At 56.4% G+C, this 22,960-nt stretch carries 19 protein-coding genes; 7 read left to right on the top strand and 12 right to left on the bottom strand.

What is annotated here, in order from left to right; translation table 11 throughout:
* The first annotated feature begins 46 nt into the window (after window positions 1-46).
* Both WG938_RS07845 and WG938_RS07840 read left to right on the top strand, forming a co-directional pair.
* On the top strand, window positions 47-1,738 hold the full coding sequence (locus tag WG938_RS07845) for a glycerol-3-phosphate dehydrogenase/oxidase (protein ID WP_339979458.1): 1,692 nt from the start codon (window positions 47-49) through the stop codon (window positions 1,736-1,738).
* A 46-nt stretch (window positions 1,739-1,784) separates the two neighbouring features.
* Complete coding sequence (locus WG938_RS07840) at window positions 1,785-2,951, top strand: MalY/PatB family protein (RefSeq protein WP_339979456.1); 1,167 nt, start codon at window positions 1,785-1,787, stop codon at window positions 2,949-2,951.
* Here WG938_RS07840 and WG938_RS07835 read toward each other — a convergent pair.
* The 3 genes from WG938_RS07835 to WG938_RS07825 all read right to left on the bottom strand — a co-directional run bounded on the left by WG938_RS07835 (window position 2,948) and on the right by WG938_RS07825 (window position 5,842).
* The gene (locus WG938_RS07835) at window positions 2,948-4,264 is read right to left on the bottom strand and encodes a phosphatase PAP2 family protein (RefSeq protein ID WP_339979454.1); all 1,317 of its coding nucleotides are present in this window, start codon (window positions 4,262-4,264) and stop codon (window positions 2,948-2,950) included. The genes WG938_RS07840 and WG938_RS07835 overlap by 4 nt on opposite strands.
* A 222-nt stretch (window positions 4,265-4,486) precedes the next feature.
* The gene (locus WG938_RS07830) at window positions 4,487-5,353 is read right to left on the bottom strand and encodes a 3-hydroxybutyryl-CoA dehydrogenase (RefSeq protein WP_339979452.1); all 867 of its coding nucleotides are present in this window, start codon (window positions 5,351-5,353) and stop codon (window positions 4,487-4,489) included.
* A gap of 165 nt (window positions 5,354-5,518) precedes the next feature.
* Window positions 5,519-5,842, bottom strand: coding sequence for a putative quinol monooxygenase (locus tag WG938_RS07825; protein ID WP_339979450.1), 324 nt, complete (start codon window positions 5,840-5,842; stop codon window positions 5,519-5,521).
* Window positions 5,843-5,913: 71 nt separating this feature from the next.
* Here WG938_RS07825 and WG938_RS07820 point away from each other — a divergent pair, with 71 nt between their 5' ends.
* Entirely contained in the window at window positions 5,914-6,486 is a 573-nt protein-coding gene (locus WG938_RS07820; protein ID WP_339979448.1) for a gamma carbonic anhydrase family protein, read from the top strand.
* 21 nt (window positions 6,487-6,507) lie between these two features.
* Here the strand turns inward: WG938_RS07820 and WG938_RS07815 are convergent, their stop codons facing one another.
* Window positions 6,508-7,236: an isochorismatase family protein gene (locus WG938_RS07815; protein WP_339979446.1), complete on the bottom strand. Its 729-nt coding sequence runs from the start codon at window positions 7,234-7,236 to the stop codon at window positions 6,508-6,510.
* Window positions 7,237-7,365: 129 nt separating this feature from the next.
* Between WG938_RS07815 and WG938_RS07810 the strand changes: the two genes are divergently transcribed.
* Window positions 7,366-8,430, top strand: a complete 1,065-nt coding sequence (locus WG938_RS07810; RefSeq protein ID WP_339979443.1) for a DUF808 domain-containing protein — start codon at window positions 7,366-7,368, stop codon at window positions 8,428-8,430.
* A 24-nt stretch (window positions 8,431-8,454) separates the two neighbouring features.
* On the opposite strand, the gene WG938_RS07805 is transcribed toward WG938_RS07810, so the two are convergent.
* The 4 genes from WG938_RS07805 to WG938_RS07790 form a co-directional block, all read right to left on the bottom strand.
* Window positions 8,455-8,934 carry a YchJ family protein gene (locus tag WG938_RS07805; protein WP_339979441.1) on the bottom strand — a complete coding sequence of 160 codons (480 nt, stop codon included), beginning with the start codon at window positions 8,932-8,934 and terminating at the stop codon, window positions 8,455-8,457.
* Between the two features lie 123 nt (window positions 8,935-9,057).
* A complete protein-coding gene (zupT, locus tag WG938_RS07800; protein ID WP_339979439.1) occupies window positions 9,058-9,858 on the bottom strand; it encodes a zinc transporter ZupT in 801 nt (266 codons plus the stop codon).
* A 30-nt stretch (window positions 9,859-9,888) separates the two neighbouring features.
* On the bottom strand, window positions 9,889-11,325 hold the full coding sequence (locus tag WG938_RS07795) for a GuaB1 family IMP dehydrogenase-related protein (RefSeq protein WP_339979437.1): 1,437 nt from the start codon (window positions 11,323-11,325) through the stop codon (window positions 9,889-9,891).
* Window positions 11,326-11,365: 40 nt separating this feature from the next.
* Window positions 11,366-14,869 (bottom strand): indolepyruvate ferredoxin oxidoreductase family protein, encoded by a 3,504-nt coding sequence (locus WG938_RS07790; RefSeq protein WP_339979434.1) that lies wholly within the window; start codon window positions 14,867-14,869, stop codon window positions 11,366-11,368.
* Between the two features lie 293 nt (window positions 14,870-15,162).
* On the opposite strand from WG938_RS07790, the gene WG938_RS07785 reads away from it, so the two are divergent.
* Entirely contained in the window at window positions 15,163-15,669 is a 507-nt protein-coding gene (locus tag WG938_RS07785; protein WP_339979432.1) for a SixA phosphatase family protein, read from the top strand.
* 603 nt (window positions 15,670-16,272) lie between these two features.
* Here the strand turns inward: WG938_RS07785 and WG938_RS07780 are convergent.
* From WG938_RS07780 to WG938_RS07765, 4 genes are all read right to left on the bottom strand, one after another.
* Entirely contained in the window at window positions 16,273-17,886 is a 1,614-nt protein-coding gene (locus tag WG938_RS07780; protein ID WP_339979431.1) for a solute symporter family protein, read from the bottom strand.
* A gap of 1 nt (window position 17,887) precedes the next feature.
* Entirely contained in the window at window positions 17,888-18,247 is a 360-nt protein-coding gene (locus tag WG938_RS07775; protein WP_339979430.1) for a DUF485 domain-containing protein, read from the bottom strand.
* A gap of 433 nt (window positions 18,248-18,680) precedes the next feature.
* Window positions 18,681-19,178, bottom strand: coding sequence for a 2'-5' RNA ligase family protein (locus tag WG938_RS07770; protein ID WP_339979427.1), 498 nt, complete (start codon window positions 19,176-19,178; stop codon window positions 18,681-18,683).
* A 3-nt stretch (window positions 19,179-19,181) separates the two neighbouring features.
* Window positions 19,182-20,078, bottom strand: a complete 897-nt coding sequence (locus WG938_RS07765; protein ID WP_339979425.1) for an SDR family NAD(P)-dependent oxidoreductase — start codon at window positions 20,076-20,078, stop codon at window positions 19,182-19,184.
* On the opposite strand from WG938_RS07765, the gene WG938_RS07760 reads away from it, so the two are divergent.
* The gene (locus WG938_RS07760) at window positions 20,065-20,925 is read left to right on the top strand and encodes a DUF1295 domain-containing protein (protein ID WP_339979423.1); all 861 of its coding nucleotides are present in this window, start codon (window positions 20,065-20,067) and stop codon (window positions 20,923-20,925) included. The genes WG938_RS07765 and WG938_RS07760 overlap by 14 nt on opposite strands.
* Before the next feature lie 175 nt (window positions 20,926-21,100).
* Window positions 21,101-22,906 carry a serine hydrolase domain-containing protein gene (locus WG938_RS07755; RefSeq protein WP_339979420.1) on the top strand — a complete coding sequence of 602 codons (1,806 nt, stop codon included), beginning with the start codon at window positions 21,101-21,103 and terminating at the stop codon, window positions 22,904-22,906.
* The last annotated feature ends 54 nt before the right edge of the window (window positions 22,907-22,960 follow it).

Below are 22,960 nucleotides of genomic sequence, written 5' to 3'. Positions count from 1 at the left end.
ACTACCTAAAAGCCAGCTCATCCTAAAAACCGTATTGGAGATTTTGGTGCCTAAGCACAATTCACAGCGCACACTCCCACAGTCAACGCGTCCACAGCCAACGCACTCATCTGCCTTGAATGCGAGCCGTCGCAACGCAGAATGGCAGGAGCTGAAGAGAATCTCCGCCAGTTCAACAGTTGATGAGCAACCCGATCTTGTCATCATCGGTGCCGGAGTGACAGGCGCTGGAATCGCTCTCGATGCGGCGTCGCGAGGTCTGAAAACAGTTCTTGTGGATGCACACGACCTAGCATTCGGCACCTCTCGGTGGTCGTCGAAACTCGTGCACGGTGGGCTGAGGTACTTGGCGTCAGGAAATGTCGGAATCGCCCAAAGATCTGCAAACGAACGTCGCGTCTTGATGGAGAAGACCGCACCGCATCTCGTACGTGCAATCCCCCAGGTGGTCCCCGTTTACGCAGGCCAACCACTAGGAAAGGCACTTCTACCGCGAATCGGATTCATCGCAGGTGATGTTCTACGAGTGTTGTCTCGTACGTCAGCCACAACGCTGCCACGGTCGCGCACGGTATCGGCGAAACGGGTCGCTCAGCTCGTGCCCGGAGTGAAGAACACATCGCTTCGCTGTGGCCACCTGAACTATGACGGACAGCTTATCGACGACGCTCGTCTTGTGGTCGCCATCGCCCGAACCGCGGCAAGCTACGGCGCGAAAGTGCTCACAAAAGTGAAAGCATCCGATGTAGACGGAACGTCGCTGACGTTGACCGATACCCTCTCTGGCGAGACTCTTCGACTCCGCGCGCGACAAGTAGTCAATGCCACGGGTGTGTGGGCTGGCGATCTCGCGCCGGAAATCAGGGTGCGCCCATCGCGGGGCACGCACATTGTCGTTGACTCCGCCAAGCTGGGAAATTCGTCGTCATCATTGACAGTTCCCGTTCCTGGTTCGAGCAGCCGATTTTGTTTCACGTTGCCCTCTCAGCACGGTCGCACTTACATCGGCATCACCGACGAGCCTCTTGACGGTCCGATTCCCGATGTTCCCGCAACGCCTGACTCGGACATCGACTTCATTCTCGGCGTCATTAATCAAGCTCTCGACACCCCGTTGACTAGGGACGATGTCATTGGCGCATTCTCAGGTCTGCGACCGCTCATTGATGTGATTTCCGATGGGGATGATTCACCAAGCACTGCGGACCTATCCCGAAACCATGCCCTTATCACCTCAGAAAACGGGCTCATCTCCATTACCGGTGGAAAGCTCACTGAATACCGCTTGATGGCTGAAGAAGTTGTCGACGCTGTGGTCAAGCAACTCAGCGAACAATCAACGGGACAGCCAGGACGCAATGTGGCCGACCGCATTCAGCCTTGCCTCACCCGCGATGTTCCGCTCGTTGGCGCTCCTGGCGGCCCTCTCGCCCAGTCACAGCAACCGATGCCACAAAATTCCTCCCAGGCGTCAGACATCCCTGATTCAGTCACAGCCCGGTTCGGTACAGAAGCTGCAAAAGTGATTTCTCAGTGCCCATTGTCACGACCATGCGATCCCGTGGCAGAAGGCGTAGACATCACCAGGGCGGAGTTCGCATGGCATGTCACCCATGAAGGCGCCCTTACTGTTGAGGATCTTGTGGATAGGCGAAGCAGGATTGGGCTAGTCGCATCGGATCGAGACAAAGTCCTCGAATGTGCGCGCGAGGTTTTGCAACTAACCGACACCAAATAGACAACTCCGTCTATACATCGCCACCTATTTGTGTACAGTTGCCAACATGAATGACGTTACCTTTCCCGATGTCGACACCCTTCGCCGTCGTGGCACGGTGAAGTGGACAGCGTACCCAGCCGATGTCCTGCCGTTATGGGTTGCCGAAACTGATGCAGTCACGTGCCCGGCGGTTCTCACAGCGGTGCGCGAAGCAGTGGATCGTGAGTACCTCGGCTACCCCTCGCAAGATACGTCAGCCCTGCAGAACGCAACAGCTCAGTGGTACCAGCAGCGCTATGGCTGGCAACCGAATGCGGAGCACATTTTCCCTGTCGCGGATGTCGTTCGAGGTGTCGTCCTCGCAGTGAAGTACTTGACGGCACCGGGGTCTGCCGTTGTTGTGCCTACACCGGCGTACATGCCCTTCTTCGAAGTCGGCCCCACGGCCGAGCGGGACACTCTCTTCGTGCCAACCGTGCAGACTGCCGACTACACCGGCCCCGATCTCGACGCCCTTGAAACTCATTTCAAGAACGGCGCAGGCTCAGTCATCCTGTCCGCTCCCAATAACCCACTGGGGTTCACCTACGCGCCCGAGGTACTCCGCCGCCTCACCGATCTTGCGGCGCAGTACAACGCCAGGGTCATCTCCGACGAGATCCATGCACCTGTTGTCTTGCACGGAAAGCACGTTCCCACTGCCAGCGTGTCGGAGACCGCAGCTGCTGTCACTATCACGGTGACCGCGACGTCCAAGGGCTGGAATACCGCCGGTTTGAAGTGCGCACAGTTGATACTTAACGACGACGATGCCACTACCTGGCAAAAACTCCCCCACGCTGCGAGAGAGGGGATGTCAACACTCGGCCTCGTGGCCGCAACCGCTGCCTATACGCATGGCGAAGCCTGGCTGGACAACTTCCTCGACTCGCTCCGCACCAACCAGGAGACTCTCGCCCGTCGCTTACCCGAGGTAGCGCCCGGCGCAAAGTTCACCCCAAACGCTGCATCATTCCTGGCCTGGCTTGATCTCCGCGGAGTCGACGCGATCGCACAGTCCGGCGTCGAACCACAACAGTGGCTTCTCGACAACGCACGAGTCGCCGTCAACCCCGGTCTCGCATTCGGAGACGAAGGGGCCGGTCATGTTCGCTTGAACTTTGCGACGTCGCCAAGCATCCTCAACGACGCGCTTGACCGGATTGGCAACGCTATCGCAGCTGCAAATTAGCCCTGGATGTTAAGCGAACCATCCGCGTTGACGGTGACCTGGGCTGCGAGCGCACGTGCCATATTGATGCGCACATGGTTTGCTTCGCCGTCGGTACGGTCGAGCGGGTAGCCCGAATCGATTGCGGTGCGGGCCAGTACCTCGTTGCGCTGCTGTTCAGTCAGCTCAGGGAAACGAGTTTCCAGCAACCCCGCGTAGCGTGCAGGAACCTGAATGTCCTGGCCAGCTGGGCCAATCTGCGGGAAGCCGTAGGTCATGCGCTCGGTGTAGACACGCACTGCGTCGGCGTTGGACATGTACGGGGTGTCCGTCGCAACGCATTCTTCGAGGGTGGAGCCACAGCGCCACTCGAGCTCTGCACGCAGCTCTGCGGCGGCAGCTTCGATGAGTGGACGGAACTCAGGGTCAGCCCAACGATCGGCAGCTGCCTGGTTGCCCATCATGCGACCGCCCATGACATCCAGTGGGTAATGCACACCCATGACGAGACGCGAATGACCCGCGTCGGATGCGCGCACCTGAATCTGTGGGGCGAGCTCCGGAAGCATGACGCTCAGCAGCGAACCAGTCCACATCACCTTGTTGGTGTGTCCCGATGGGTATGCAGGAGTGGTCGAGTACGGATCGTCCTCGCCCTCGCGGTAGTAGCGCTCAATACGATCTGGTGCGACAACGAACGGACGGTCGTAGTCGTAGGTGTACTTCTCAATGAAAGATGAGTTCGCGATTCCGCCTGCGCGGGCCAAATTGCCGGACAGCAAGGCCTTCGTCTTCGGCAAACGATCTTCATTGAAAGCATCGCGGAAGTGCTGGCCAAGGTTCTGACCGAACGCGATGGACATATTCATCAACGGATCGTTGTGGTCATCGTCGAGAGCTTGTTCGACCAGGGCAGGATCGTTCTTCGCTGCATTGTTGACCTGGATGACCGTTTCCAAGTTCTGATCCATAATCTCAGGATGATTGTCCTTCACATCTACAAACGGATCGACGATGTAGAGGTAAGACCACTTATCGGTTGCGAAATCCGATGGGAAGGAGCGAGCAACTTCCGACGGAAGGTACGGACGAGGCGTCGGAGAACCGTCTGCAGCCTGCTCTACTGGCAGAGCGTCGGCAAGCCCAGGGATCGTAGGAATTGGACGCCAACTTGGAACTTGTGGCAGATCCGGGCGAGCTGGCGCTGCGGAAGCTTCAGGCGTGAAGGTGAACGGCGCAGGCGCTCCGAAACATACACTTGCAGACAAAACCGTGGCACACACACGAATTCCAAAGCGCGAACGGAAACCAGAGGTCTGGGAACGAGCAGCCACGCCGTACTCCTTTATGTAGTAATAACTTTTGTTCATACGACACAATGGTGAGCGTTATTAACAACTACCTAAAGGGTAAATGAATTTCAGGTTAATTTAGTCGAGGGCGTGGCGTTACTCGATGTGCACCGATGTGCTCTAGACACGAAAACACCAGGGAATGCACTCCCTGGTGTTTCACGTATCCACATTCTGAGCCCCTAGTCGGGCTCACATCCACTCCTACTTCGAGTAGTCGTAGAAACCCTTGCCGGACTTACGTCCGAGGTGACCAGCCTCGACCATGCGCTTCAGCAGTGGTGGAGCTGCGTAGTTAGCATCTGCGTACTCATCGAACATGGCGTCACCAATGAACTTGATGGTATCCAGACCAATCATGTCGGACAGCGTCAGCGGCCCCATTGGGTGCGCACATCCGTTAACCATGCCGGTATCGATATCCTCTGCCGATGCGACACCATCCTGCAACATGCGCATTGCCGAGAACAGGTATGGAACCAACAAAGCGTTCACAATGAAGCCCGAACGGTCCGTCGCACGAATGACCTTCTTGCCGAGCGCCTCGGATGCGTAAGCATACGCACGCTCCGCCTGAACCTCACCGGTGGTCAGCGTGACGACGTGCTCGACCAGTGGCAACACTGGCACAGGGTTGAAGAAGTGCAGACCCATCACGCGCTCAGGATTCTTCGTTGCTGCCGCAATCGACTGCACAGGAAGAGATGACGTGTTGGTTGCGAGAATCGCATTCGGATCCTCAATGACCTCATCCAGCTGGGAGAACACGGATGCCTTGATCTCTGGGTTCTCCACGATGGCTTCAATCACCAGCTGGCGATCGGCGAAATCCTTGAAATCAGTGGTGTAGGAAATGCGGTCGAGAGTCGCATCTCGGTCAGCCTGCTCCATCTTTCCGCGGGACACTGCCTTGTCCAACGACTTTTCGAGACGCGCACGGCCAGCATCCAGGAATTCCTGCTTCGCCTCCCATACAAGAACGTCGCTACCAGCCTTGGCACATACCTCGATGATGCCAGAGCCCATTTGGCCAGCACCAACAACACCAACACGAGTGATTTCGTTTGCCATGAAGTCTCTTCCTTTTCCCGAAAAGTAACGCGAGATTTACGCTTTCGATTTCTACGCTAGCGCCCGCGCTGACTCTGCGAGTGACATTTGGCAAACGACTTGATTTTCTACACCTGCACGATGGCACGGCGGGGTTTTGCGACAGCAACCCCACCGTTGGTGACGCTAATTCACCTCTAGCTCACCCATGCGGTCCCAGTCGGCCTTACCTTCCAAGGACTGCGACACAATGCGTGGCGTCTCCACCAGAAGTGGGCGCATGGTCTCCATGGCCTTCTGGAAGTGGTCAGAATTGACGTGCGCGCCAGCTGCGTCATCGTCAAATGCCTCGACGAGCACGTATTCCTGTGGGTTTTCTACTGACCGCGACCAGTCGAACCACTTGTTTCCAGATTCCGCGCGCGTCGCAGTAGTGAACTCAGCGACATGCTCCATCCAAGAGTCGGCGTATTCAGGCTTCACATTGAACTTCACGACGATAAAAATCATGAGGCCACTCTATCCCCATGAATTAGGAATTTCCGGGACGTGCGCAAACTTCCCTGGCACAATCGCACAGTATGAGCAACGAAACTATTTCTGCCCCTGCCCCAGTCATTCTCCCCTGCAACGGAAAGATTCCTCGTATCCACAAGGATGCGTGGATTGCACCTGGCGCGGTCATTATCGGCGACGTCGAAATCGGCGCTGACTCTTCTGTGTTTTACGGTTGCGTCCTGCGTGGCGATATCAACTCGATCCGTATCGGCGAGCGCACCAATATCCAGGACAATTCCACTATTCACGTCGATGAGGACGCAGAAACCATCATTGGTGACGACGTCACTGTCGGCCACATGGCCCTCATCCACGGCACCACAGTTGAAAACGGCACGCTGGTTGGCATGAAGTCCGCGCTGCTCTCCCACTCGAAGGTAGGCACCGGCTCTCTCATCGCTGCCGGCGCCGTCGTCCTCGAGGGCCAGGAAATCCCGGCTCGATCCCTCGCTGCTGGCATTCCGGCGAAGGTACGCCGCGAACTTGACGACGACGCCGTGGCAGGTTTCATCACCCATGCGGGCAAGTACGTCGACACGTCTCGCCTACACAAGGAACTATCCCCAATTTCGTTGGATGACGTTCGCTTCGGCTAGGCCCGCCCTCGTTGCCCCCTGCTAGCGAATAATCTCGGCGCCGGCTGCTTCCATTTCTGCAAGAGCAGCGTCGCCAGACTCCGCAGACACGGCTGCGATCTGATCAGTGAAGACTCGAACAGTGAAGCCTTCCTTCAGCGCATCGAGAACTGTTGCCCGGACGCAGTGATCCGTGGCGACTCCGACAACATCGAGGTTTTGGACCTCAGTGGAACGAAGTGCCTCTGCGAGTGGTACTTGTGCCTCAGTGACACCTTCAAAACCTGAGTAGGCGGCTTCGTAGGCACCCTTCGCTACATCAATGCGCACTGCCTGCGGATTGATAACGGCGAAGTAATCCAGTGCACGGTGCATTTCGGCATGAATCTCGGAACCCGCTTCGCTCTCAGCACAGTGTCGTGGCCAAGAATTAACGAAATCTGGGTTCTCAGACCAGTGCTCGCCTGGATCGATATGAGCATCGCGAGTCGTGACGATAACCGAGTACTTTCCAGCACTTCCTGCAACATGGCGATAGGTGTTACGGAACGCCTGAATCGCGCCATCAACCCCCAGCGCCCCACCTTCAGCGAAATCATTCTGCGCATCAACGACAACCAATGCGAACACTGGACGAGTGTTGCGCTGTGGTTCGTTCGTTTCTGCTTGCGCATTCGGCTCGTCGGGAAGCTTCCCCAAACCTGCCTGCACCTGGGCGTAGGTTTCGGCGAAAGAGGGGCGGCGTGAAGTGGGCTGCTGTGGATCCGTCATAGTTCAAGGATTCTGCCATGTCGTGCACGTACGGGTGAAGTTGCCGGTGGTTTGACTGTTTTACAGATAATATGACCGCATGCAATCCCAGAACGTGACCTATCAGCAATTGCACCGAGGAGACATCGCATGAGTGGTGGCCTAGTCGCCCTTCTTGATGACATCGCAATGATCGCTAAGGCTGCCGCAGCCTCGACTGATGACATCGCAGCCGCTGCCTCTAAAGCTGGTGCGAAGGCAGCTGGCGTGGTCGTTGACGATGCCGCTGTGACGCCACAGTTCGTTGACGGCATTCAGCCTAAACGCGAAATTCCGATGATTTGGCGAATCGCGAAGGGGTCGCTGGTCAACAAGTTGTTGATTATCCTCCCAATCGCATTGCTGCTCAGCCAGTTCCTGCCGTGGGCGCTCACCCCCATTCTGATGCTTGGTGGGTCCTACTTGTGCTTCGAGGGCATGGAGAAAGTTTGGGAGAAGATCGCGCACAAGCGCAATCCCGACGCTGATCTGCACGCTGCAGCCGAGGACAAGTCTCCTCGCGACGAAGACACACTTGTGAAGACCGCGATCTTCACCGACCTGATTTTGTCGGCAGAGATCATGGTGATTTCGCTGAATGAGGTTGCTGACCAGCCGATCGTGAATCGCACGATCATTCTCATTGTCGTAGCCATTGCACTGACCTTGTTGGTCTACGGTGTCGTCGGGTTGCTGGTGAAGATGGATGACATCGGCCTGCACATGGCAAAGAAGCACACAGGTTTTGCCGCAAAGTTCGGCATGGGCCTGGTCAAGGCCATGCCTGTTGTGCTGTCCACAATTGGTGTCATTGGCACGTTTGCAATGCTGTGGGTGGGTGGCCACATCATGCTGGTCGGTCTGGACGAGTTGGGCTGGCACTGGCCATACGCGCAGGTTCACCACCTAGAAACAATGGTTCCAGCTGGCTTCCTCGCCTGGCTAGTCAACACTGCCGGATCCCTGGTGTTTGGTGCGATTTGGGGTTCCATCATCGTCGCTGTTCTCCACGTACTGCCATTCGGCCACAAAAAGTCGCACGATAACGCAACGGATCACTCCGATGGTGACTCCGCACCGTCGGATAAGCGCACCGATGGTCGCGCTGTTATCTCCAGCGTTACTCCAGGTGGCGCAATTGCTGCACGTGAGGACGCAAACAAGGAAACAGCCTAGCCTGGCTCACCACTCCAGCAGGAGTCACTTCCTATTGAGGGCGACGTTGTCAATGGACACGTCGCCCTCGATGTACATCCAGCGCTTTGCCCGCATCTCAAATGTGGAGCGCTCCCAGAACTCTCCGCGTCCCTGCGCGTCAGTAAAGTACGCGCGGAACTCGACAATGCCAGATCGCTGACCCACCCCACCGTCGACCGTGTCGAGGATCTCCAGCCCCAGCCATTCCACGCCATCATCAAACGTGATGAGCTCAGGTCGTCGCCTCGGATGCCATGTCTTCCACAAGTAGTCAGCTTCATGGGCTGCATACGCGCTGTATCGCGCCCGCATCAACTCCACTGCAGTCTCAGCCTGCCGTTCAAACCGATGCAACGGCGCACAACAATCCCCATACGTGACGACGGTTCCTTCGGCCGAGCTCGCACCATCCCCCGGGATTGAGCATGGACAAGGGTCGGAATCTGCAAGGCGGATTCGCTGAAAAAGTGGTGTTGATGACATGTGTGCTCCATTCCCCCCGATAGAAGCGTTAACGAATAGAACTTCACTGTAGCCAGTTTCGGCAATTCCCGCGGGCTGTCGACCGGAGTGCTCACGGATCACAGTGCCTGCGAACCACAGTGCTTATGCCAGAAACAGCAGCAGACTCACTGCCATGACTGCCATGCCTAGAACTAAGCCGTAAATGGCAGTGTGGTGTTTTCCAGTAGCGATTGCCGTTGGCAGTAGTTCGTCCAAGGAGATAAACACCATGACACCGGCGACCATCCCGAAGGCAATGCCCATCGCGGCTGGCCCCAGAAACGGCATGAGCAGCAAATAACCCACCAGAGCACCAGCAGGTTCAGCCAAGCCCGAAAGGAAAGACCAGCGAATGGCTTTCGCACGGCTCCCCGATGCCTGCGCCACAGGTACCGCGACAGCAATTCCCTCAGGGATGTTGTGGATAGCGATAGCCACAGCAACTGGCACTGCAAGAGTTGGATCTTCCAGAGCAGCGATGAACGTCGCAAAGCCCTCCGGAAAGTTGTGGATGGCGATAGCCAGGGCAGTCATCGCACCCATCTTCATCAGGGTGCGACGTTGTGCGGCGAGTTTGGGGTCCGCTTGGACGCCTGGTTCGTGGGGGTTAATGGGTTCTGGAACAAGGCGGTCAATGACGGCAATGACAGCGATGCCGGCGAAGAATGCACCTGCAGCAGCCCAGTTGCCACCTACATTTCCGAAAGACTCGCCAAGCTTGTCGATTGCCTCGGGGAAAATTTCGAGGAACGATACATACAACATCACGCCCGCGGAAAAACCCAGCGCACCAGCCATAAACCGCGGGCCTGGATTTTTGCGCAGCACAGAAACGAGGCCGCCGATACCTGTAGAGAGGCCGGCAGCCATCGTTAACGCGAATGCGAAAAGTACGTCTGTCATGTGTGGTGAGTTGCTTTCTGAAGTCGCCAGCTAGCGGCTAGTTGCGCGAGGCTCTCCCTCGGCAAAACCTGCAGCAGACTGTACACCCACCACTGCGCGCTCGTGAAACTGCTTCACATTTGCAGAACCTGCGTATGTACAGGACGAACGCACTCCTGACACAATCTTGTCCACCAGGTCTTCTACCCCACCACGACCGCCTTCAAAGTAAATGCGCGCCGAGGAGATTCCTTCCTCAAACATCTGTCGACGGGCTTTCTCAAATGCCTCTACCGATGCGTTGCGATGCTCGACGGCACGGTGCGAAGCCATGCCGAAGGACTCCTTGTACGGCGAACCATCAACATCAAAGTGGAGATCTCCGGGCGACTCATGGGTACCGGCAAACCACGAACCGATCATGACATTGGATGCGCCTGCCGCAAGTGCCAACGCGACATCGCGGGGATGCCGCACACCTCCGTCAGCCCACACGCTCGCGCCAAGCTCGTTGGCTGCCGCGGCGCATTCCAAGACCGCCGAAAACTGTGGTCGCCCCACACCGGTCTGCATGCGCGTTGTGCACATAGCTCCTGGCCCGACACCCACCTTGACGATGTCCGCACCTGCCCGAACCAGATCGCGCACTCCCTGCGCAGTCACCACATTTCCTGCTACGACGGGAACCTTAGGGTCAAGTGCGCGGATTCGTCGCAAAGCATCAATTGTTGATTCTTGATGTCCATGCGCCGTATCCACGACCAACACATCGGCTCCAGCAGCCAATAGTGTGCGGGTGCGACCTTCCACATCACCGTTGATGCCAATGGCAGCGCCGACACGCAGCTGGTTCTGCGCATCCACGGCCGGCGTGTACACCGTCGCGCGCAGCGCCGCCTTGCGCGTCAGAATTCCGGCGAGAGCTCCCTCTGGCGTGACGACAGGTGCCAATTTTCGACCTGACGACACAAGGAGATCAAACGCCTCGCGAGGCTCGATGGTGTCCGGGAGCGTCATCAGGCTCGTACTCATGAGTGTGCCGACTTGCGCGAAATTGTCTACGCCTTCCAAGTCGCGGGCAGTGATCAACCCCACCGGAATTTCACCATCGACGACAATGGCCGCCCCGTGCGCACGTTTCGGCAGCAGATGCCGGGCGTAGCCTGCCGTGTGGTGAGGCTTCACGGTAATCGGGGTATCGAAAACCAAATGCGCCGCTTTGACCTTGGCAATGGTCTCTGCGGCAATTTCAGCAGGGACGTCCTGCGGCAAAATGGCGAGGCCACCCCGACGAGCAATCGTCTCAGCCATCCGACGACCCGACACTGCAGTCATATTCGCAACAACCAACGGAATGGTTGTGCCCGTTCCGTCATTGGTAGACAGATCGACGCTCATGCGTGATCCCACGTCCGACCGGGACGGAACCATGAAAACGTCGTTGTAGGTCAGTTCGTATGGCGGGGTGACATCGTTAAGGAACTTCACGAACCTCAGCGTACCCAGGTCCGTGAGGTACCGCCCGGGTTTAAAACAGCTCTTGGCGCTGCTTTGCTAGCTCCTCTCGGTATTCCTTCGCGGTACGAAGCTTGATGGTGTCGAAACCGCGAACCAGATCAGGCAGCGCTGCTGCGGTTGCAGCGCGAGTGAGCCAGTTCAGGTCAAGATCAGGGGTGCTCTCGATGTGCTCGATCAACGAGTCAACGAACTGCTCGTATTCCGCCAACAGCTCACGCTCCAGTTGACGCTCGTGGGTCTTGCCAAAAACATCAAACCGAGTGCCGCGAAGCTTCTTACCCTTCGACAGCGTCTTCAACACTGGTTGAGCCCACGGTCCGAGCGTCATTTTGTTCTTCATTCCCATTGCTCGAAGCATTGGTGGGTGAAGGCGGATCGACATTTTCGCGTCAGGGCCAAAATCAGCTGCAATGTCGGCGGCGACCGATGGGTCCGTCGCCAAGCGAGCAACTTCGTACTCATCCTTGTACGCCATGAGCTTGTGCAAGTAGCGGGCTACCGACTCTGCGAGCATGGTGGATCCCGGCGCGATGGTTGCTTCTGCGCGTCGAACCGCATCGACTCGTTCCGCGTAACGACGAGCGTATTCGGCATCCTGGTACTTAGTCAGCTCAGCGATTCGGAGATCAATGATCTCCGGCAACGTCTGCGTTGGCGCAGGCTTTGGTGCCGGACGGAGAGACACCAATGTCTTTTCCAGGCTCTGCGGGGCAGCGATCGCCTGGCGACCGCGGCGGAAAGACTGGATATTGCGGTCGACTGCAACACCGTTGAGGTCGATGGCCTTTTCGATCGCCTCCGCGGAAATTGGCAGCGCTCCCGCCTGGTACGCAGCACCAACGAGCACCATGTTCGCAGCGCTGGAATCGCCGAAAAGCTCTTCCGACAAGGCAATCGGGTCGAGCTGCACCAGGCGGCGAGTGGACTCCGCGATTCGGCCGGAAATCTCGTCAGCCTGTGGATACGTAGTTTTCGTGTCGGTCACCATCTGGCCAGTTGGGACCTTGGTGGTGGACAGCACAGCAGTGGTGCGATCGGTGGATGCAGCCTTCAAGTTTGTGCTGTCAGCGCCGACCAGACCGTCAGCACACAGGTAGAGGTCAGCCTCTCCCTTGCCGATCTTGGCAGCCTGTGGTGTTGGGCGCGCCGAAATCTTCACGTCAGACACCACCGCGCCACCCTTCTGGGCGAGTCCCGTCATATCTAAGGTTCGCGAGTAGCTACCGTCGATAACTGCTGCCGTTGCCAACACCGCAGACACCGTGACAACGCCGGTTCCTCCGATACCGGTTATGCGCATGCCGAAACCGCCGGCATCGTCAAGCGAAATAGGGTTTGTTGGCGTTGGTAGATCCTGATCGGAAAGTTCCGGCGCGTTGACCTTTTTCACGATGTTCAATCCCTGCTTGCGTTCGCCAGCTTCTGGGATCGAGACTGTCATGAATGATGGGCAATCGCCCTCCAAGCAGGAGAAGTCGAGGTTACAGGTCGACTGATCGATTCGGGTCTTGCGACCAAATTCGGTATCAACAGGGTGGACGGACAGGCAGTTGGACTTCTCACCGCAGTCGCCACAGCCCTCACAAATGCGCTCATTGATGACGACCCGCTGATTCGGGGTTGGGAACGCACCGCGCTTACGCTTGCGGCGCTTTTCCGCTGCGCAGTGCTGGTCATGGACCAAGACAGTCACGCCAGGGGTCGCTGCGAGTTCGCGCTGTACATCGGCGAGATCGCGTCGGTGGCGCACCTCGATGCCCGATGGAAGCCCCAGCTTCTTGGTCTGCGCGACATTGTCGGTCGTGACGACGATGCGCCCGACCTTCTCCGCCTTCAACAAGTGCAGAGTCTCGACGAGGGTCTTGCCTCCCACTGGGTCCTGACCACCGGTCATGGCGACTGTGCCGTTGAACAGGAGCTTGTAGGTGATGTTCACACCAGCAGCGACAGCAGCACGGACTGCTAGCGATCCAGAGTGGTCGAAGGTGCCGTCGCCGAGGTTCTGCACGAAGTGCTTCTCCTTGACGAACGGTGCCATACCAATCCACTGCGCGCCTTCTCCGCCCATCTGGGTCACGCCGATGATGTTGCCGACCTGCTTTTCTGGCTGGAGCAACACCATTGCGTGGCAACCGATACCAGCGCCGACCAGCGAATCGTCGGACACCTTTGTCGACGAGTTGTGTGGGCAACCACTGCAGAAGTACGGCGTGCGCTGCGCGAGTGGCAGGTTGATGCGTGTGCGCTTGTTGGACTCACGCTCAACCCAGCGCTGTGCTGCCTCAATGCCGTGGACAGTACCGAGTCGATGCGCGAGGCCAGTAGTCACCGAATCAATGTCCAGCTCACCGAAGCGAGAGAAGAGCGTCGAGCCGTCTTCATTGGACTTGCCACGCACGTTAGGGGTGCGCGGGTGATCGTAGAGGATCTCACGAATCATCGTTTCAATGAAGTCACGCTTCTCTTCGACGACGATGACTTCATCAAGGCCTTCGACGAAGCGGAATAGCATGTCCCGCTCCATTGGGTATACCATGCCGAGCTTCAGCAGGCGAATGCCTCGACGGTTCATCTCGTCTTCGTCGATGCCCATGCGCAGCATCGCTGAACGCACATCAAGATAGGTCTTACCTGCTGCGACGATACCGATGCGGTCGTCGCCGGTGTAGGTCACCATCTTGTTGATGCCATTGAGACGCGCGTACTCCAGTGCACGTGGAATACGAGTGGTCAACTGGTTCTGCTCCAGCTCCATGAGCGATTTGCCCAACAATCGTCCGCTTGGGATGTGCGGGCTGTCCCCTAGTGGTTCCAAAACTGGAGTGATGCGGTCTGGAGATACTTCGGCTGTCGACGAACCGTCGGCAACGTGCGCCGAAATCTTCAGCGACGTCCACAGGCCGGAGGTGCGCGACATCAGGGCTGCATGGATGCCCATATCGAGGATGTCTTGCGAATCAGATGGATACAGGATTGGCATGTACAAGTCAGCCAACGCCATCTCGGAGGCACATGGAACTGTCGACGACTTCGCCCCTGGATCATCACCGACCAGCGCTACGGCTCCGCCGCGATGATTCGTGCCGATCAAGTTCGCGTGGCGAAGCGCATCGGCAGCGCGGTCGAGACCTGGTGCCTTGCCGTACCAGTAGCCCACTACTCCATCGAGTGGTGCCTTCGGCGCTGCGAGCTGCGACCCCATGACCGAGGTCGCGCCGATTTCTTCGTTGAGAGCTGGTCTGTGGACGACGTCGTAAGGATCCAGGAATCGCTTTGCTTTGCCAGCGATTTCGAGGTCGTAGCCGGCAAGTGGCGAGCCTTCGTAGCCGGAGATCAGGGATGCCGTGCGCAATCCCAAGCGTCGGTCAAGCGCGGCGCGGTCGCGCACCATGCGGGCGAGCGCCGAGATGCCGGTAAGGAATACGGTTCCTTCTTCGCGTGTGTAGCGGTCTTCCAGGGAGAAGCCGCGACCGTCGAATTCATTCTTTTGAGGTGGGTCAATTACGGAGGTCATGGTGTCACCAAACCTTTGGTTACGGCCCTATGGGTTGGGGGCCTTGACTGTGAAGCACTATTCGTTTTGAAGCACTGCGTTGGACGAGTCTCGTTAGATTTACCTTCGGGGTGTGATGGCAGTCACTAACTCTTAGTGAACGCACCATACCGCAAAGTTGTGACCCTGAACACACTTTTTGGAGATATATTTTTGGATCCCATAGCTTCACTTCTGCGCCACCTGCTTTGCGACGATCCCAGCCACCAATCAACAAAGCCATGACCAGGCATTTTCCCAGGTATGATGCGGGCATGAGTGCGAAGACTTTAATCGTGATGCGACATGCGAAATCCTCTTGGAAGACCGGCAAACCAGACTTTCAACGACCGTTGAATAAGCGGGGCCGTCGTGACGCACCTGCTGCCGGGGCATGGCTGGGCAAACGCTGGGACATTGAGCGAGTGCTGTGCTCGTCTTCGGCGCGAACCCGTGAGACATGGGCACGCGCAGTGGACGGTGGAGCGCGAGCGCAGGAAGTGACGTTCCATGACGAAATTTATGAGGTCAATGGCGCGGAGAACATTGAGCTAGCGAGAACCCTTCCCGAATCAGTGTCGGTCGCTTTGCTGCTCGGACACTTCCCAGGAGTTGAGGAGATGGTAAGGGAAATTGCGGCAGAAGATGACCATCCAGGATGGGCGCAAATGGACGTTAAATTCCCCACGAGCGCAATTGCAGTTGTTGAGTTTGAGGGTGAATGGGCGAAACTTGGCGCGCAAAAAGCGAAACTTGTCGAATATGTTGTTCCACGCGGTTAAAGCACTGTGAACTGGGCATTTTCGAAGGTGAGCTTCGCCACGGTGACTCGCAAAACTGCCGGCGAGTTGATGAACGGCCAGCGCGAACTGGCCTCAGCACGAGGGTTCCACCGTCACCATCAGGATCACAGCCGACCAGACTACTTCCCCTCAGATACTGGTCTGCCCCCTCGGAATGCTTCGCCTGAATAGCTACGACTTTATTCCCTAGAGACCCGACGCCACTATCGCCTCAATCATTCGCGCCTCTGACCACTTCAAATCGGCTCGATGGCTCTTCTGCGGCCCAGCCCCGGGAATCGCGACCTGGGGTTTTACCACACCAACCCGGGCTGCACAGGAGCTACCGAGCCGATTGGAAAGCACAGACACGCTTTAGCTTTGGCTTACCCTCGCGAGCGCCCTCCCCGCGCCTCCCCGGTGCCCGCTCCCCGTTTTCTCGTGACCACAGCTTCACGACGACACCGTCGTCAAGCGAAACCGCACACGAAACATCAAGCACCTGCGTTCCCCTCCACACACAGCAAAGCGGGCCCGAAGTACATGTGAACTCCAGGCCCGCTCGTATGCGAGTGATTTACCTAGCTCAAAACCAGCGATCTATTAGTGCTCGACTGGCTTTTCGACGCCCACACCCGTGAGGGAGCGAACTTCCATCTCAGCGCGCTTGAGTGGGAAGTTGTCAGGCTTGCCAATCAAGGTACCGATGATACCCAGGATGAAGCCGGTTGGGATTGCGACGATCGATGGGTTCGTCAGTGGGAACCATGCGAAGTCAGCGTTTGGCAGCATCGAGGTCTCTGCGCCGGATACTGCTGGCGAGAAGATGATGAGGATGATGGAAGTCAGCAGGCCACCGTAGATGGAGAATAGAGCACCCATGGTGTTGAACTTCTTCCAGTACAGCGAGTACAGGATGGTTGGCAGGTTAGCCGCAGCAGCAATACCGAAGGCGAGTGCAACCAGGAACGCGATGTTTTGACCCATAGCACCGATGCCCAGGACGATTGCCAGGATACCGATGACAACAACAGTGATGCGGGAAACGCGAACCTGCTCTTCTTCCGTAGCCTTGCCGTCACGGATGACAGAGTTGTAAATGTCGTGAGCAACCGACGCAGATGCGGTAATTGCGAGACCAGCAACAACAGCGAGGATCGTCGCAAAGGCAACAGCGGAAATACATGCCATAAAGATGGTGCCGCCAACCTTCGAGGACAGCAGCAGAACAGCGGAGTTGGCGCCACCTGGAGCGTTAGCAATCTGCTCCGGGCCAACCAGTGCGGCTGCGCCGTAGCCCATGACGACGGTCATGAGGAAGAAGATCGCGACGATAACGATGGTCCAGGTGATGGAGCGACGTGCTTCCTTAGCGGTTGGCACGGTGTAGAAGCGCATCAGTACGTGTGGCAGACCCGAGGTACCGAAGACCAGCGCGAGGCCGAGGGAGATGAAGTCCAGCTTGGTCAGTTCATTCTTGCCGTACTGCAGACCAGGGTTCAGGATTGAATCGCCCTTAGGGTGGTTTGCAACTGCGGACTCGAGAACTGCGTTGAAGCCACCCTTGACCGCAACAAACGTCAGGATCGTAATAATGACGGAGCCACCAACGAGGAGGACTGCCTTAATCATCTGAACGTAGGTAGTGCCCTTCATGCCGCCGATGAGGACGTATACGATCATCAGAACACCCACGATGGCTACAACTGCAGACTGTGCAGTCTTGCCTTCAACGCCGAGCAACAGTGCAACGAGGCCACCAGCACCCGCCATCTGCGCAATGAGGTAGAACAGCGAAATCGCAAGCGTCGAAATAGCTGCGGCCATACGAACTGGCTTCTGCTTCAGTCGGAAGGACAGAACGTCCGCCATGGTGAATCGACCAGTGTTACGCAGCGGCTCAGCAACGAGCACCAGCGCAACCAGCAGAGCAATAAGGAAGGCAACCGAGTACAGGAAGCCGTCGTAACCATTCAGTGCAATCGCGCCAGTAACACCGAGGAATGCTGCTGCGGAGAGGTAGTCACCGGAAATAGCGAGGCCGTTCTGGTAACCGGAGAAGGATGCGCCACCGGTGTAGAAGTCAGAACCCTTCTGGGAGGTCTGGCGAGTAGCGCGAACGACGATCGTCATCGTTGCCACGATGAACAGGATAAAGATCGAGATGTTGAGCAGTGGATTACCCGTAGAAATCTGCTCAGCTGCAAGAAGCTGCATATTAGTTCACCTGGCCTTCGTGAGATCCGGTCGAGCGTGGGGTGTTCTCCAGCTTTTCGCGGATAGCTGCGGTGGCTGGGTCAAGCTTGTTGTCGGCAAATCGGACATATGCCCACGTGACCAGGCCAGCAGTGACGAACTGCAGCAGACCAAGGATCATGCCGACGTTAATAGCGCCGTAAACGCGAGTTGATACAAAGTCAGACGCATACGTTGCGGTGACGATGTAGAAGATGAACCACGCCAAGAAGGCGATGGTGACTGGGTACGCGAACTTGCGGAAGGTTCCGCGCAGCTCGTCAAACTCCTGAGATTCACTCATTTCGAGGAACTCTTCCGGAGTTGGGGCAGAAGGATTCATTATCCACCTCTCACTAGATAGTGACCTAAGCCACGTTGTTAAGACTATGTGAGACGCTATACAGCAGATTTATCGTTGTCACATCATTGCAGTTCACGGGTGTATTGAGGTGTAAATCACACCATTTGCAACCATGTGAAGATCCCCGTAAATGCAAAGCTTGCGAATTTCTCAGTTTCCTCTTAGCCCCGGAAGGATAGGGTTTCTATGCATATATTTGCAGTTATCCGGACATCTGAACAGGACCCAAGGCTCAATTAGGCCACGCGAATTCACCTCCAAAAGTTGGGGGTAGGCTTTTCGGCGCCCACCCGATCTACGAGTGAACACAAGCCAACGTTAACGCCGTTGTACTGCGACCCAGGTCACATTTTTTACCGTGGCAAATTTGGCTAACCCTGTTCGCCTGAGGCCACAAAGCGCGTACATACTCTCACGCCAAAATTGTCATTTCCTTGGTCAACGGACGCCAAAAGGCCGCGCAATCTGCGGTCAGTTCTTTGAAGTGGGGCGACGTGACTTCGTCGAGCGCGCGAATGTATTCGGGAACGATGTCGCGGGGCAATCGCAGCCCCATGGTGAGGTGCGGAGTCCACCGCAATCCCCTACCATCCGGGTTCATTCCACTGAGCGTTCGCGCCGCTTCCTCCAGTTCATCGGTGGTTTCGAGAAGCCACGCAACAGTCTGTTTCCGCTTCGTACCAAACACCACAGTTCCGACTCGGCGGAACTGCGCAGGAATTACCGGAGGCAACAACTCGGCAGCCTTTGCGACGACGCGCATATCCATCATCGGCGAAAACGTAACGGTGATGTGCGGTGTCTGATGCTGAACGGGAAATCCACGCTCGGCCAGCGCAGCGAAGATGCTGCGTACTTCTTGCTCTTGCTCTTCGGGCAGGTACAGCAGGATATTGTCGGGAGATGCCATTGGCTACTTCGCTAACTGGGTTTCGCTTGCTGCGAAATCCCATAATTGCTGTGCTAACGCGTCATCAGTTGCCTTCTTCGCCGGACGAACAACGGTTGGGTACCCACGCAGTCCACCGATCCCATCGGGACCAATGAAACTACAGGGCGGCAAAGACTGAGTCGCCGCGTACAACGTTGTCAGGGCTGCTTGTTGTGTGGGATTGGCCAGTAGAGAAGAAGCTGGGGCAACAATCTTCTTTCCCCATGATGTTCGCGCAGGATTACCCATGGCAGTGTTTGCCCAGCCTGGATGAGAAATCTGCACGTCTACGCCACGTCTGTCAGCCTGCAGGCGTCGCGTGAGTTCATGCGCCCACAATAGATTCCCGAGCTTGGACTGGCTATACGCAGCCACTTGATGCCATGGTCGGTTCCGAAAATGTGGATCCGAAAAGTCGAACTTTCCAAAGCGATGCATGGTCGAAGCGACGATGACGACCCTGCGCAGCACACGGTCGAGAATCAGGTTCGTGAATAAGAATGGCCCGAGAACGTTGACACCAAGATGCCATTCGAAGCCATCGCGGGTTTCAGTCCGGTGTGTAGTGGAACCACCCGCGTTATTGACCAGGACATCGATTCGATGACCGCACTCAAGTACCTGAGTGGCCGCGGCGCGCACGCTACGCAGATCAGCGAGGTCCAGCTCCACCACTTCGGCGTTTTCCAATTGGGCAGCGATGTCGTCGCCACGCTCGGTGTTTCGTACCGCGAGAATCAGATGGGCGCCAGCAGCGCATGCAGCGCGGGCAGTTTCAAGTCCAAGTCCACGGGTAGCGCCAGTAATAAGCCAAGTTTGCCCGGTGAGATCTGGCATGTCTGCCAGGGTCCACACATGCCGGGATGTGGCGTTGCGCATCGTAGATTCTCCTTACCAACACCCACACAGTAGCAAACAGCACAATCTCTACCAGCCATTTTACTTTCCCTTCACGGCTACGATGGAGATTGTGTTCCCCAGCATTTCACTGAACCTACTCATGTACTCCTGGTTGGTTCTAGCTTTCGTGGCCCTTTGTGCGTTGTGGTTTATCGACGCACCCTACGGTCGCCGTGCCCGATCTGGCTGGGGGCCGGGCGTACCCAATCAGCTTGCGTGGTTCCTCATGGAAGCTGTCGTACTCGTCAGCTTTTTCGCAGTGCTTGTTTTAGCAGACACGACACCAACGAAAACCACGCTGTTCATGGCCACGCTGCTGACAATTCACTACGTCAATCGCGCACTGATTTATCCATGGCGGACGAAAACACAAGGCAAAACGATGCCGTTATCCGTCATGCTCATGTCAGCGCTATTCAATACCGTCAACGGTTCGTTTTTAGGTGCTGACCTGTTACGTCTCAACCGCGGGGTCGACTGGTTCTCCGACCCACGATTCATCATCGGTTTTGCTCTCTTTGTCATTGGAATGTCTCTCAACTGGCACAGCGACAATATTCTGTTGAGCCTGCGAGCACCCGGCGAGACTGATTACAAAATCCCTCATGGCGGCGCGTTCCGCTGGGTCACCAGCCCGAATCTGCTGGGCGAAATAGTCGAGTGGATCGGCTTCGCCATCCTCACGTGGAGCCTCGCGGGACTTACTTTTGCAGTTTGGACGTGCGCGAATCTCATTCCGCGCGCCCGCAGCAATCAGCGGTGGTACCACGAGCATTTCCCCGACTACCCCGCTTCACGACGAATCCTGCTGCCCGGGGTTTGGTGACGAACTGACGGCTGAAATACGAGAACGCGCCAGAACCGAGCCAGCAGGGGCAATCTTACCTCAGTCGGACCGGAAATACCCTTGATATCCTGGGGTTACCGCCGTTGAAAGAGTTGCCATGTCAAAGACCTTGACTTTTCGGAACTATATCGTCCTTACATTAGCCTTCCTATTATTGGCCCTTGGGTGTCCCTCCCCCTCCTACGCAGCGCCACCTACCACCCCGCCACCCGGCGACGAAAAGGCGGTAACAGCTCTACTAAATGACTTCTACGGGCCCCGCAAAGAAGCAACCGCTGCCGTAGCTATCGGCTACTTCGATGCCAAAGACTCGGTCAGTGCCTATTACGGTCACACGGATATTGAAAACTCAATTCCAACAACCCAGGAATCTGTATTCGAGTGGGGATCCGTAACAAAAATGTTGGTCTGGGTAGCATTGATGCAACTCGAAGAGCAGGGTCGGATCGATCTCAATGATGACGCAAGTACGTACCTCGATGACACCGGCTTGACCTTCGACAAGCCGTTCACCATCCAGGACCTCATGAACCATCAAGCTGGATTCGCGGAGATTCCTTATCCCCCTGAAACTGAACACCCCGACGAAATCCTGGAACTCGAGGAAGCTCTAAAGCACTACCAGCCTGCCCAGATCTACGAACCGAAAACGATCACTTCGTATTCGAACTACGGCGCCGCATTGGCGGCGTTGATCGTCGAAAAGATCGGTAAACAGAGTTTCTCTGACTATGTTCAGAAAGAGATCTTTGCTCCACTCGAGATGACCGATACCTCGATTTCGCCTGACCAAAGCGATAATCCATCGGTGTCGAAACGTCGTGACGCAAACAAGTCATATCAATTGCTCGAAGGCGTCGATGAACGCTACGGCACAGCTCGCTCCTATATTCAGCTCTATCCAGCTGGCTCCGCAATCGGCACACTGAAAGATTTCATGACCTTCGGACAGGCACTTGTCCCCGGTTCCGAACAATCACACACGCTTTTCGACGAACCGGAAACGCTCACCACCTTCTTTGCTGGCAGCACCTTCTATAAGGGAACCGACATCATTCAGAACTCACACGGAATGTGGCAACTTCCGTATGGGAATGGTGTGCTGGGGCATGGTGGAAATACTCAAGGCTATACCTCCACCATTTTCGTTGATCCAGATTCTGCTCGTGGCATCGTCGTCATGACAAATGAGGTCGGAGAGACAAGCTATTCCTACGGATTGCTACAAGAGTTCTTTGGTGATTACGTTCCCGGAGATATCGAACCAAGTACCGGAGAACCGCCAGGTCTTACCGGTGTCTACACGAATGCACGGGCGAACATCCCCAACGATGCGAACAAGTTCCTGCGATATATGAGCGGAATCTTGCCACTGAAAAAAGATACGGACGCAAATACCTATCGGTTGGCTATTGGACCTGGAAAAGTCCAGCACATTGCAGGTAACGTCTACTCTTTCGATTCCGGCAATGGACTCAGTACTTTGCTGGTGATGAACCACGACACTGATACGCCAATAATGCAGACGTATACCGGAGACAACGTCAAGGAAAACACTGCAGCATTTGCCGCTCGCTGGTTAAGTGTCTTGTTGTTCCTTGTGGCGTCCATCGTCTCTGTGGTTGCGCTGCTTGTCCTTGTTATCCGCAAACTGTGGTCCTTTTTCCGGAAGAAGCACGATACGGAAAGTGGAGCTTCCCACATCACGGCGACATCACTCTTGTTCCACGCGCTGCAGGCGGCGCTGGGTGTCTCCGTGTTCGCGCTTCTTTTCGGCGCCCTCGGAACCGATGCGGGTGTCGCACGCATTTTGGCTATAGTCAACGGCCTTCTCACCGTGGCACTTGTTGCAGTGTGGTTAGTTAGACCGTTGCAGAAGAAGCGACCCACCGTGCTGCAGACCATCATCGTGCTCATTAGCGTTGCGACGGTCCTGTATTGGCGTTGGTTCTTGGCTTAGTCTTTAATCGCGCCGTTTCTGGGAGCTACATCCATATTTCTTAATTGAATTCAT

Source organism: Corynebacterium sp. H113 (assembly GCF_037572315.1).
Taxonomy (GTDB): Bacteria; Actinomycetota; Actinomycetes; order Mycobacteriales; family Mycobacteriaceae; genus Corynebacterium.
This window is presented reverse-complemented; position numbering and strand designations above follow the sequence as displayed.